The sequence below is a fragment of the Enterococcus dispar ATCC 51266 genome, from assembly GCF_000406945.1.
In the GTDB taxonomy this organism is placed as follows: domain Bacteria; phylum Bacillota; class Bacilli; order Lactobacillales; family Enterococcaceae; genus Enterococcus_C; species Enterococcus_C dispar.
Genome location: NZ_KE136354.1, coordinates 1,028,641 through 1,042,124 on the forward strand (window position 1 = coordinate 1,028,641; position 13,484 = coordinate 1,042,124).

The following is a 13,484-nucleotide window of genomic DNA, read 5'->3' on the forward strand; positions in this document are numbered from 1 at the left end:
AGTTAATACTGACAATTCTATAAATGACACATAGTACGCAAAATGAAATGATAAAATCATGTTCTCTCTACCTGTAACTCTCTTTTTTTCAGCAGACAAATTACTTGCGCCATTCAAGAATTTTAGTATAATATAGCTATGGTCAATAAAGGTCAAAGATAACTTTGACTTGACCTCGCTTTTTAGGTGTATCTTTTTACTCAATAAAAAAAGCGCGTTACAATAATAATTGAAAGTAAATCCATGAAAGGTCGTGAATTATTTATGCTTTGTCAAAACTGTGGCAAAAATGAAGCAACCATTCATTTATACGCAAATGTAAATGGCCAAAGAAAACAATTGGACTACTGCCAAAGTTGTTACCAAAAATTGAAGAATCAAACTGGTAATCAAACAAATATGATGGCACAAGATCCATTTGGCTTTGGAAGTCTTGATGATTTATTCCGCCAAATGTCTCAACAAATGCAACCAAGAAATGCTGGCGAACAAACTCCGCCTACACAATTTGGCGGCGGCAACAACTTTAATGGCGGTCAACCTCCTCGTCAAAACCCAGGTGCCAATGGTCTTTTAGGAGACTATGGTATTAATATTACCGAGCAAGCTCGCAATGGTGACATCGATCCTGTTGTCGGACGTGACGACGAAATTAAACGTGTTATTGAAATTTTGAATCGTCGGACAAAAAATAATCCTGTTTTAATTGGTGAACCTGGTGTTGGTAAAACAGCCGTTGTCGAAGGTTTAGCACAAAAAATTGTGGACGGTGACGTACCTCAAAAATTAATGGACAAAGAAGTAATTCGTTTAGACGTTGCTTCATTAGTTCAAGGAACAGGCATTCGGGGACAATTTGAAGAACGAATGCAAAAATTAATCGATGAAATTAAACAAGCTGAAAATGTTATCCTATTCATTGATGAAGTCCATGAAATTGTTGGCGCTGGTTCTGCCGGCGATGGCAATATGGATGCTGGCAATATTTTGAAACCAGCTTTAGCTCGTGGCGAACTGCAAATGGTTGGTGCTACAACCTTAAATGAATACCGCATTATTGAAAAAGATGCCGCGCTAGAACGTCGAATGCAACCTGTACGCGTGGATGAACCTTCTGTTGAAGAAACCATTGCGATTTTAAAAGGTTTGCAACCTCGTTATGAAGATTATCATCATGTAAAATATACAGATGAAGCGATAAAAGCAGCAGCTATTCTCTCCAATCGTTATATTCAAGACCGATTCTTACCAGATAAAGCGATTGATTTATTGGATGAAACAGGTTCTAAGAAAAACTTAACCATTCAATTAGTGGATCCAAAAGCAATTGAAAAGAAACTGCAAGATGCGCAAGCACAAAAACAACAAGCATCCCAAGAAGAAGATTTTGAAAAAGCTGCTTACTATCGCGATCAAATTAACAAATTAGAAGAAATGAAAAACAAACAAATCAGTGACGAAGAAACCCCAACAATCACTGAAAAAGATATGGAACAAATTGTTGAAGAACGGACCGGTATTCCAGTTGGAGAATTAAAAGAAAAAGAACAAACCCAATTGAAAAATCTTAGCCATGACTTAAAAGAACATGTTATTGGTCAAGATGAAGCCATTGATAAAGTAGCCAAAGCGATTCGTCGTAATCGCGTGGGATTAAGCAAAAAGAATCGTCCCATTGGTTCATTTTTATTTGTCGGACCTACTGGTGTTGGTAAAACAGAATTAGCAAAACAACTTGCTTATGAAATGTTCGGTTCAGAAGATTCAATGATTCGCTTTGATATGTCTGAATACATGGAAAAACATAGTGTGGCAAAACTAATTGGTTCTCCTCCAGGCTATGTTGGTTATGAAGAAGCCGGTCAATTGACTGAAAAAGTTCGTCGTAATCCATACAGTTTGATTTTATTAGACGAAATTGAAAAAGCGCATCCAGATGTTTTGCATATGTTCTTGCAAATTTTAGATGATGGTCGCTTGACAGATGCCCAAGGTCGAACTGTTAGCTTCAAAGATACTTTGATTATCATGACAAGTAATGCTGGCACTGGCAATGTTGAAGCAAGTGTTGGTTTTGGAGCAGCCAGAGAAGGTATTACTCGCTCTGTTTTAAACCAATTGAATAATTACTTCTCACCTGAATTTCTAAACCGTTTTGACGGCATTATTGAATTCAAAGCTTTAAGTAAAGAAAACTTGCTGCACATCGTAGAATTAATGTTAAAAGAAGTAAACGATATGTTAGCATCTCAACACCTTCACATTACTGTACCAAAAGATGTGGAAGAAAAATTAGTCGATTTAGGCTACAATCCCGCTATGGGTGCACGTCCATTACGCCGTACTATTCAAGATCAAATTGAAGATGGTATTGCAGAGTACTATTTGGATCATCCTAAAGCAAAAGAACTTGAAGCACGTTTAACCGAAGATGGTAAAATCGAAGTTACGCAGACACAAAACAAAGCAAATGATGAAGCAAAAGAACAAACAGAAACCCCCGAAGAATAATAGTACTAAACTCATAATCTAGTCGAATTATACTAGATTATGAGTTTTTTTGTTTACCTTTGAAAGAAATTGCTACCATAAATAAACACGTAATCTGACAAACTTTGTTATCTTTTCAAGTGTAATCACTTTTCTTATCGCCTTTTGAACCGTATAATAATAGATGAGTTAGTTCAAACTTGCCTTGAAGGAGTGAACCAGATGAAATTAATCAACGTAACCAATAGTCACTCGCGTTTGGTGCGCAATCAATTGGAGAATACAGATGCCGAATTGGTGAAAGTTTATACGGCTGGTAATTCTACTGTAGTATATACGGTAGCACCCAACCATAATGAAATTTTATTGATTAATAAAAAGCGCAACCTGAATGAACGTGAAATTAATGAAGTAAAAGAATATTTTTTAAAAAAATTGCCCTCAGGTAGCTATGAGCCAGATACTATTACCCAGATTGAGTTACCAGGTCTCGTTGAAATTTCCATTAAAACAAATCAACTCAGTAATAATGCCTCATAAAAAAGAAGGTACGGGCTAGCCCGTACCTTCTTTTTTATCTTAAGAAATCTGTAAACGAATCTTTTGCTCTTTTTGTTTTTCTTTAAAAATGTGAAATAAGAAGTCATCGGTAGCATCAAATGATCCTTCCCCTTCCACAATCCAATATTGATAATTATTTGCAGGCACTAAAGAAGCTGAGCACGTAATAATTGCATCGTATTTTTCATTGGAAGCTGTATTCATCAAAGAATACTCCACAAAAGGTAAATCTTCAATTCGTTTTATCAAAGAATACAAAAGGAAATGGTTGGGAAAACCAATAATACCCACTTTAATTTTTTCCGTTTTTTCACTTCGTTCCACCTGTGGTAAGCTTACCAAAGTCAAAAGATTAATTAAGTCATCACTTTCTTCAGTATCCAAGACATTAGCGATATAACCTTGTAAAATTTCATAGTTTGGATGTTGAATTTTTAAACTGTCCAAAATAAAATCCAAATTTTTCGGCGCTTTTCCTTGAAATAACTGTTGTCGCAAGAAGATAGTTTGATAATTTATTAAGAGTAATTCTTGTTTACTGCGAGAAAAATCTTGAAAATAAGGCGCCATTTTTGTCAAAAAGATCTTGGCTTTTTCTTTTGTTACAGTCAAATTTTTATAATTTTTTCTAACATAAGGTAAACGCGGATCATTGTCTGAAAAATATTGGGGCCAATAAAAAATCATATAAGCTACAAAATTAGCCTCTCTTTCGCGATATGTTTCCGCTACACCACTTTGACTCAATTTTTGTTTAAAACGTGCGTTTAGTGCTGTCGGATATAAGAAATGGTTAATTTCAGGTTCATCTACATAATAACCCATACTAGTACGCAATAAACTAATTGCCTGGTAAAAAATAAATTCTCTTTGCTCAAAATATTTCAAATACATTAAATCATTTTCATCAAGGAGCGTATTTAAATCCATATTTTGTTTCTCAAAATATTGAAACAACTCCGTACCAAAATCAACCATCCAAAAAAAGTTAAAATACATAATTCTAACTAATGCTTCACGTCCAGTAACATCCATTTGTAAACAATTTAAACGAATTCCTTTATCTTTCAAATAAGCGACTAAAGGCTTCAAGCGGCGCATCAAAGAGGACTGACTGAGTTCAGTTAATCGTCCAAACTCTTTTAGATCCATTTGCGGTTGTAACAATGTCGCCAACAAAACACGATAAGGAACACTATTTTGTAGAAGAAATTGACGATAACTATGAAGTTTTGGCAGATTCCCATCAATTTGAATTTTTTCTTTTTCAGTGAATAGAACATAACCTGTCTCTAAATCTATTAAATCCTGATTCATTTGCGTCAATAAATTAGCCGTTTTGATATGAGAAAAACCGGTATATTTTTCAAAATAATGAATTGGATACAATCCTCGATCTAAGTCCAACATATGTTTAAATAACATAATCTTATTCTGTGCTGGATCATCTAATAAAATATCTTCTAACATTTTATGTCCCCTTTTAAGTTTATATCCTATGATAGCACAAATGTGATTTATTTTGCTAGATGATTATGTTTCACTAAAAAAAATTCTCAATTTCTATTGGTTATAAAAGCTTTTTTGCATTTTATCTACCTTTTAAATTACAAAAATGGTTTGAGGCAAATTGAAAAGACACTGGGTAGATAAACAACACGACATCTTTATCTCTTACATCAAACTCTGCAAATTCACTCTTTTGGGTAGTCGTCGTATTGAAGATGGAGTGTCCTCTTTTGCATCAATTTCTCTGTTTTTACCTTACTTGATTATGCAAAAAAGGGAGAACCAGTCTGAAGTAAAATTCTATTTTTATATAATTTTTTAATACGAAATTTACACCCTAATTCACTCATCCAAACATCTATTAACTATTAGATATCCGCGGTAATCTCTTACCGAGCATCTCCATCACTATTCTTTGAAAAGTAGAAAATCAATCAACATCTTGCTACTTTAAAAATCATAACTTACTTTATAACCCGCGGAGCTCTCCTCTTCTTTGAGAATTATTCCTTCTTCAGATCCAATTTCGCCCGTCGTCTTACCATTTCGTTATTCTATCGACAACTTGTCTTATCACTACTTTTTAGACATTGGTCAATTATACTTTCTCCATCCAATTTTCTTAATAATAAAATTAGCAACATGCCTCAGAATGAAGGATTTTGTCTACTCTTCATCTTCTCCAAAAAAAAGATTCGACCAGTGGTATAAAAACAAGTTGCTAAATTTCAGCTTTTAATTTTTAACTTTCATTTATGCTAACTTTGCTAATCTGTTGTTGAGATGAAGGAGGTTATAGTATGAAATTGAAAAATACATTTCAAAGACGAGAAATAAAATATTTATTAACGTATCAACAGTATGAAGAATTACGAGATAAAATGACACCTTTTATGGCAGAAGACCAGTATGGATTACATACGATTCAATCATTATATTGCGATACTCGTGATTTTTCGTTAATTCGGCAATCGATTGAAAAACCTATCTATAAGGAAAAATTTCGCTTGAGGAGTTATGGTACGCCTACTGCGGATAGTCTGGCATTTTTAGAAATCAAAAAGAAAGTAAAGAAAGTGGTCTATAAGAGACGGCTAGCAATTCCCTATCAGATGGCCAAACATTATCTTGAATATCCACAAAAAATTCCATGCAAGACGATTCAAGAGCAACAATTAATGAACGAAATTCAGTATCTTTATGCCGGAAAAAATTTGGAACCAAAAGTGCTGATTGCCTATGATCGTCGTGCTTTTTTTAGTCAAAAACCTGAACTTGAAGATTTTCGTATCACTTTTGATTTTAATATTCGCTATCGCGATAAGGACTTGGATTTAGCTTTAGGCGATTTAGGAGAACGTATAGCGCCTGAGATTGACGTATTGATGGAGGTAAAAGCTTTAGGAGCATATCCGTTATGGTTCAGTCATCTCTTAGCAAATTTGAAGATTTATAAAGGATCATTTTCGAAATACGCACAGATTTACCAGCGCGTGCTGTGGCCTAAACAAGCAATGAATGTAAAATTAGGAGGAAAAAAATATGTTGTCTAGTTTATTAGTGGAACAAACAAGTGAAACAGTCACGTTAATTGATTTATTACTTTGTACGAGTGCTTCGGTATTATTGGGGCTCTTGGTGGCGTTGATTCATATGTATCGCAACGTTTACACCAAAAATTTTGTGATTACTTTAGCGGTGTTACCTGTTCTCGTACAATTGGTTATTATATTGGTCAACGGTAATCTCGGAACCGGTATGGCGGTATTAGGAGCCTTTAGTTTAATTCGTTTTCGCTCTGTTGCAGGAGGAGCTCGTGAAATTACAAGTATCTTTTGGTCAATGGGCATCGGTTTAGCTACTGGTATGGGTTATATAGGCTATATTGTCATTTTCTCTATTATCACAAGTATCTTGGTTATCATTCTACAAGGAACCCGCTTCGGTGAAAATAACAAAGTAGCAGAACGTGAAATTAAAATCACGATTCCTGAAGATTTGGATTATCCAGAACTATTTGATGATATTTTTGAAAAATTTACTTATCAATACTCAATGGAATCTGTTCGTACAACTAATATGGGCTCTTTGTACGAACTACGTTATCGGCTGAAATTGCGAGATGTAGCATTGGAAAAAAATCTATTGGATGAATTACGTGTACGTAATGGTAATTTACCAATTGTTTCTGGTAAAGTCGCAACAGCTAAAGATGAATTATAGGAGGAATAACTATGAAAAAAATATTATCTACGCTTTTAATTTCAAGCGCTATATTAGTAGTGACTGGTTGTGCTACTGAGAATACGGCTACGAAGGCTACCTCTTCAGTGAACGCTAGTACCACTTCCAATACCGCTACCTCTTCAACAGGAATGACACAATTAAGTACGGATGAAACAACCAAATATGGTACCTACGATGAGGAAGATTTTGATACTGGCTATGATGAAGCTACGAGCACCAAAATCCAATTGGATGGCACAAGTGCAACCATTGAGGGAGATGGAGCGAATGTGAATAAAGAAACGGTCACAATCTCTTCGGCCGGAACGTACGTTTTAAGTGGAAATTTTAGCGGACAAATCCTAGTGAGTGCGACAAACCAAGATAAAATTCATCTTATACTAAATGGTGTCAAGATTAAGAACGAAGGCTCAGCACTCTATATCGAACAAGCGGATAAAACCATTGTCACTTTAGCAGATGGCACAACCAATACCTTAACAGATAGTACCAATTATACGTTTGCTACAGGTGAAAATGAACCAGATGCCACACTTTTCAGTAAAGACGATCTAACGTTAAACGGAACAGGAACGTTAGGTGTCACGGGGAATTATAAAAACGGTATCCGTGGTAAAGATGATGTGATAATTACTGGCGGAACCTATAATATCACTGCTAAGAATACAGCGATTAAAGCTAAAGATGGTCTATCAATTGCTGCAGGAAATTTCGATTTGACTACTTCTGAAGGTGATGGTCTGCAAACCAATAATTCGACCGATACGGATAAAGGCTGGATTGCTATTGACGGCGGAATTTTTAAAATTGACGCAGGACGTGACGGCATCCAAGCTGAAACAAATTTGAGCATTCGGACTGCCACGATGACAATCAAAACAGCAGATGGTGCTACTAGTACGGATTTGGATACCGAAGAAAGCTACAAAGGACTTAAAGCTGGTAAGGCGATGCACGTAGATGATGGGAATTTCACTATCAATAGTGCAGATGATGCCATGCATAGTAACGATACAATCACGATTGACGGTGGTACGTGGACATTGGCAACAGGAGATGACGGCATTCACGCCGATAATGAATTGACTCTAAATGACGGAAATATCACGGTTAGTCACTCGTATGAAGGCTATGAAAGTGCTGTAATTACATTCAACGGTGGTACGCATGTCATCCATTCAGATGATGATGGTGTCAACGCGGGTGGTGGTAGTGATACAGCTGAAGAAACAGGTATGTTCGGTTCAGATAGTTTTGGTGGCTCTGAGAGCGGACCTGGCGGAGGCGACCAGGCAGACGATAGTAAGAAAATCATTATAAACGACGGAGCCATTACCGTCCATGGGGAAGGAGATGGTTTGGATAGTAATGGAAATATTACTATGACAGGGGGCACAGTTTATGTAGATGGGCCAAGCGGCGGCGGAAATGGCTCCTTAGACTACAACGGAGATTTTCTTCAAAACGGCGGTGTCTTAATTGCTACAGGTACAGCCGACATGGCGCAAACGACCAGTACAGATTCTAAACAAAAGGGTTTAGCCCTTTACCTTGACAATACGCAACAGGAAACTGTTGCGTTTCAAATTGGCGATACCATTTATGGTGTGTCCCCAGAAAAATCATTTGCCTTTTTATTTATTTCAACGCCTGAAATGAATGATACAAATAGTGTGACAATCACATTAGGTGGTGAAATTTCTGATACAAAAAATATCGCAACAGATGCTTCGGCTGGCGATACAAAACTTGGTACTTACGACTTAGCCGATACAATTACTTCAGTAGACCAATCTGGGAATGCTGTCAGTGGAAATCAAATGGGAATGAGTATGACGCCTGGCAATGGTGGACGTTAATTTAAAAGAGGCTGTGACAAAAATTTGTCACAGCCTCTTTTAGTTTTTTTCTGATGACAACATTTTGATGCGCTAGTAAAGTAGCCTGCCATATTATCAATTTACTCCGATAATTTTTAATCGTTATTTTGGAGAAGCCACGCATGGCGATGTCCAAACAAAACTCTTCTATTCCTTCATTCCAGTCCATTAAAATAACCCCTTTTCCATCAACTTCTGATAGAAAAGAGGTTATAAACCAGCCAATAGTCAGCGTTTATTTGAAGTAATTCTCAATTTGACATTCCAGAAACATTGTTAAATCAACATTTCTTACATCAAACTCTTCAACTTCACATCGGGATACTTGTCGGCAAACCAGCGTTCGGCAAATTGGTTTTCAAATAAGAATAATGGTTGGTCAAAACGATCCCGCGCCAAAATATTTCGTGATGAACCCATTTTTTCATCCAATTGTTCAGGGTCAATCCAACGGGCGATTTTGTGCCCCATCGGTGTCATCACCACTTCAGCGTTGTATTCGTTTTTCATTCGGTATTGGAATACTTCAAACTGCAATTGACCGACAGCACCGATTACATATTCATCGGTTAAATAAGTCCGATACATCTGAATTGCACCTTCTTGAACCAGTTGTTGAATTCCCTTATGGAAAGATTTTTGCTTCATGACATTTTTTGCTTGAACCTTCATGAATAATTCCGGTGTAAATGACGGTAATTCTTCATAAGCCACTTTTAATTTACCTTCATAAAGGGTATCGCCAATTTGATAATTGCCGGTATCATAGACCCCGATAATATCGCCTGCTACTGCTTCTTGGATATTTTCTCTGGCATCCGCCATAAATTGAGTCACATTACTCAATTTCATTTTTTTCCCGGTTCGTTCCAAAGTAATATCCATTCCTCGTTCAAAAGTGCCTGAACAAATTCGAACAAAGGCAATACGGTCACGATGAGCCGGATTCATATTAGCTTGAATTTTAAAGACAAAACCAGAAAATTCAGGTTCATATGGACTGACTTCATCTCCTGCTTCTGTTTTATGCCCATAAGGTGATGGTGCAAACTCTAAAAATGTTTCCAAGAAGGTTTGGACACCAAAATTCGTCAATGCTGAACCAAAGAAGACAGGAGTCTGTTCTCCACGAGCAATTTTTTTAGGATCAAAACTATCGCCAGCTTCTTTGACTAATTCTACTTCTTCTAAGACCTGATCATATAAGCCACTGCCCCGGAAAGGATGATCTGCAGGAATTTCTCCTTCTTCATTTAATGGAATTAAACGTTCACCACCGTAATTTTCTGGGCGATATAATTCAACGCGTTCATTATATATATCATATAGTCCTTCTAAACCTTTACCCATCCCAATTGGCCAGTTCATCGGATACGATTCGATTTGCAACAAATCTTCTAATTCCTCTAATAATTCTAAAGGTTCACGACCGTCACGGTCCAATTTATTGATGAAAGTAAAAATTGGAATTCCCCGTCTTTTAACAACTTGGAATAACTTTTTCGTTTGGGCTTCAATCCCCTTGGCACTATCGATGACCATCACAGCACTATCGACTGCCATTAACGTGCGATAAGTATCTTCAGAAAAATCTTCGTGTCCGGGAGTATCCAAAATGTTTACCCGCTTATCATCGTAATCAAACTGCATCACCGAACTCGTAACAGAAATTCCCCGTTGTTTTTCAATTTCCATCCAGTCTGATTTGGCAAAATTACCGGTTTTTTTCCCTTTAACGGTTCCAGCTTGGCGAATAGCACCACCAAAAAGTAATAATTGTTCAGTAATTGTCGTTTTCCCAGCATCCGGGTGGGAAATAATCGCAAAAGTACGACGACTATCGACTTCTTTTCTTAAGTTTGGATTATCCATTGCGTTCTCCTTTATTTCGTAAAATTAAAAATGGTCATAACCATTAACATGTATTTGGTAATTGAAGTATTCATAAACAACTCTGCTAGTATAGCATGGATTGAAAGTTTCATAAACGATAAAAAAAGGATGTGCTAAAATTTCAGCACATCACTTTCTCGAATTAGCGTCGGGGCTCGTCATCTTCAAATTCTTTACGAAAATGACGTCGTTCTTCTTCTGGTTCCACTTCAATTTCGGGATCACGGAAAATAACACGAATTTTTAAGACACGAGAACCTTCCATCTCCTCTGATATCAGCGTTAGATTATCAACTTCAAAGGAAAGTTTTTCACCTTGATCAGGAATGGTACCTAATGCTGTAATTAAGTAGCCCGCCATTGTATCGACATCACTCATATGCAAGTCTGTGTCAAAAGCTTCATTAAATTCTTCAATCAACATTCGACCTTGAATAATATATTCGTGATCATTTATTTTTTCATAGAGTTTTTCAACTTCATCAGTTTCATCGTCAATTTCGCCTACGATTTCTTCTAAGAGATCTTCTAAGGTTACAACCCCTACCATTCCGCCATATTCATCTAACAGAATAGCCATTTGATTGCGGGTCTTTTTCAATTCATATAGTAAATCATCAATGAAAACTGTTTCTGGTACAAATAACGGTTCTTGTAAAATTTGATGCATATCAATGTTTTCAAACCCAAATTGATAAGCAGCCTTTAACAGGTTTTTCGTATGCAAGACACCAATTACTTTATCTTTATCTTCATTATAAACTGGAATACGAGAATAATTTTCGGACAAAACTTCATTAACGATATCACCAATTGGATCATTAATATCCACCATAAATGCATCTGTACGCGGCACCATCACCTCACGGGCCACTTTTGTATCTAAAGAAAAAACGCCCTGTAACATTTCCAACTCGTCTTCTTCTAAGACACCTTCTGTTTCTAGCATATAGCGCATTTCATCGCGAGTCATTTTAGAATCTTCATCGTCAAAATCCATTGGTGTAATCTTAGCCAACAAGCTGGTAGAAGCGGATAATAGCCAAACAAATGGTTTTGCGATGGTTCCAATGACACGTATAACACCAGAAGTAAAGGTCGCCACTTCTTCTGATTTATTTAAGGCAATTCGTTTTGGGTAAAGTTCACCAAAAACAATAGAGACATAAGTCAAAATCGCTAAAACAATGATATTGGCAAGACTTTTAGCGGCAGATCCTCCACCTAAAACCGGGGCCAAGCGAGTGGATAATGCATCTGCTAAAGATGCCCCAGATAAAATATTAACTAACGTAATTCCAACTTGAATCGTGGATAAAAAGTTAGTTGGGTTTTCCAATATTTTGAGTAATTTTTGCGACTTCACGTTGCCTTCTTCAGCTTTTTGTTCCACCCGGTTTTTGTTAATTGAAACAACAGCAATTTCCGATGCTGCCAAAAAGGCATTGATCAATGTTAAAACAATTAATAATAAAAACTGGGCGATCAGCGACTGACTCTCGGGGTCAGAATTCATAATTTCTTTCTCTCCTTATATTTTCATGTTTAAATAGAAAAAAAGCGTGGCACCTGCCACGCTAAAATCGTATCACAAAGGCAAATTCTTTGCAATAAAAACCCTACTACTCTATTTTTGATGTCTCATTTTCTACTAATGTATCCTCATCTCGCTCTTTATCTTCTTTTATCAACTTCACAATAAAAGTAACTAAAACACGACACACGGCATAAAAAGGTACGCCTAAGAAAATTCCTAACAAGCCAGCAATATTTCCTGCAACTAATAAGACTAAAATAATTGTCAAAGGATGGATAGCTAAAGTTTTACCAATTACATTTGGATAAATAATATTACCATCCAACTGTTGAACAATTAAAACAACTACACAACATAGTAAAGCTTTTAAGGGCGAATCAAATACTGTTACTAACACTGCGGGCATTAACCCTAAATATGGCCCTAAATAAGGAATCAAATTTGTCACCCCAGCAATCACACCAAATAAAAAGGCGTAATCTACTCCAATAATCAAATAGCCGATAAAAGTAAATGTAGCAACGAAAACACATTCAATGGCTTGTCCACTAATATATTTAGACAATGTATAATTTAATTTACCTAATAAATCAACGATTTGTGCCCGTCGCTTAACAGGAAAGAAGCGCTCCACATTGGGGACGAGACGATTGCCGTCTTTTAGCATATAAAACAAAATAAAAGGTGCAGTCACAATTATCATGGTAGCATTTGCTACTTGTCCTACGATTGAGCCGATGCTATTTGACAGACTGCTTAAGAAGCGTTGGATAATTGTCCCGTAAGAAATGTCCAGCTTATCAAATTGCGCTTGCAAGTCAATTTGTTTAAAAAATGGGCTTCTTGCCATTTCTCTAATCCATTCTTCTACACTTGCGATAAAAGAAGGAATACTTTCTGCTAACGAAGTAATTTGACTTACAAGACTAGGAATGACACTGCCGATAATCAAGACCAAGGCGCCAATCAAAAGAATGAAAACAAGTACAATACCATAAATCCGTTTTAATTTGACTCTTTTTTCCAATAAGTTCACAATTGGGTTTAATAAATAATATAAAAATCCAGCAATTAAAACGGGGGCAAAAAGGGTAGAAAAAAAAGTACCTATGGGTTTAAAAATGAAATCAATTTTTGTGGAAACAAAAATCAAAGTAGCTAAAATTAGTAGTTCTAGCGACCAAAACATGATTTTTGAATTCTTTAATTTTTCTAACAAGCTATCACTCCTTTGACTAAACAAAACAGTTTACAATTTTGTGATTCTGTTTTAATTTTAGTTGTTACTAATCTTATCAAAAAATAACTCTATTGCAAACTTAAAAGAGTATCATTTTCTGATTATTTTGCACAAATCAAAAAAATAA

10 protein-coding genes are annotated in these 13,484 nt (G+C 36.1%); 5 read left to right on the top strand and 5 right to left on the bottom strand.

What is annotated here, in order from left to right; genetic code table 11:
• The first annotated feature begins 264 nt into the window (after positions 1-264).
• On the top strand, positions 265-2,511 hold the full coding sequence (locus RK01_RS05005) for an ATP-dependent Clp protease ATP-binding subunit (RefSeq protein WP_034864832.1): 2,247 nt from the start codon (positions 265-267) through the stop codon (positions 2,509-2,511).
• Between the two features lie 201 nt (positions 2,512-2,712).
• Positions 2,713-3,030 carry a DUF1827 family protein gene (locus RK01_RS05010; RefSeq protein WP_016172195.1) on the top strand — a complete coding sequence of 106 codons (318 nt, stop codon included), beginning with the start codon at positions 2,713-2,715 and terminating at the stop codon, positions 3,028-3,030.
• 39 nt (positions 3,031-3,069) lie between these two features.
• Here RK01_RS05010 and RK01_RS05015 read toward each other — a convergent pair whose 3' ends face one another.
• Positions 3,070-4,521, bottom strand: coding sequence for a helix-turn-helix domain-containing protein (locus RK01_RS05015; RefSeq protein WP_016172196.1), 1,452 nt, complete (start codon positions 4,519-4,521; stop codon positions 3,070-3,072).
• Between the two features lie 839 nt (positions 4,522-5,360).
• On the opposite strand from RK01_RS05015, the gene RK01_RS05020 reads away from it, so the two are divergent.
• Genes RK01_RS05020 through RK01_RS05030 form a run of 3 tightly spaced genes read left to right on the top strand, consistent with a single transcriptional unit; the run spans position 5,361 to position 8,666 of the window.
• Positions 5,361-6,113: a polyphosphate polymerase domain-containing protein gene (locus tag RK01_RS05020; protein ID WP_016172197.1), complete on the top strand. Its 753-nt coding sequence runs from the start codon at positions 5,361-5,363 to the stop codon at positions 6,111-6,113.
• On the top strand, positions 6,103-6,783 hold the full coding sequence (locus RK01_RS05025; protein ID WP_016172198.1) for a DUF4956 domain-containing protein: 681 nt from the start codon (positions 6,103-6,105) through the stop codon (positions 6,781-6,783). Before RK01_RS05020 ends, RK01_RS05025 begins: the two co-directional genes overlap by 11 nt.
• Positions 6,784-6,794: 11 nt before the next feature.
• Positions 6,795-8,666 (top strand): carbohydrate-binding domain-containing protein, encoded by a 1,872-nt coding sequence (locus tag RK01_RS05030; protein WP_016172199.1) that lies wholly within the window; start codon positions 6,795-6,797, stop codon positions 8,664-8,666.
• 1 nt (position 8,667) lies between these two features.
• On the opposite strand, the gene RK01_RS13905 is transcribed toward RK01_RS05030, so the two are convergent.
• From RK01_RS13905 to RK01_RS05050, 4 genes are all read right to left on the bottom strand, one after another.
• Complete coding sequence (locus RK01_RS13905; RefSeq protein WP_034864496.1) at positions 8,668-8,856, bottom strand: hypothetical protein; 189 nt, start codon at positions 8,854-8,856, stop codon at positions 8,668-8,670.
• Between the two features lie 122 nt (positions 8,857-8,978).
• Positions 8,979-10,559, bottom strand: coding sequence for a peptide chain release factor 3 (locus RK01_RS05040; RefSeq protein ID WP_016172200.1), 1,581 nt, complete (start codon positions 10,557-10,559; stop codon positions 8,979-8,981).
• 163 nt (positions 10,560-10,722) lie between these two features.
• A complete protein-coding gene (locus RK01_RS05045) occupies positions 10,723-12,096 on the bottom strand; it encodes a hemolysin family protein (RefSeq protein WP_016172201.1) in 1,374 nt (457 codons plus the stop codon).
• Positions 12,097-12,202: 106 nt separating this feature from the next.
• On the bottom strand, positions 12,203-13,336 hold the full coding sequence (locus tag RK01_RS05050) for an AI-2E family transporter (protein WP_016172202.1): 1,134 nt from the start codon (positions 13,334-13,336) through the stop codon (positions 12,203-12,205).
• Between the last annotated feature and the right edge of the window lie 148 nt (positions 13,337-13,484).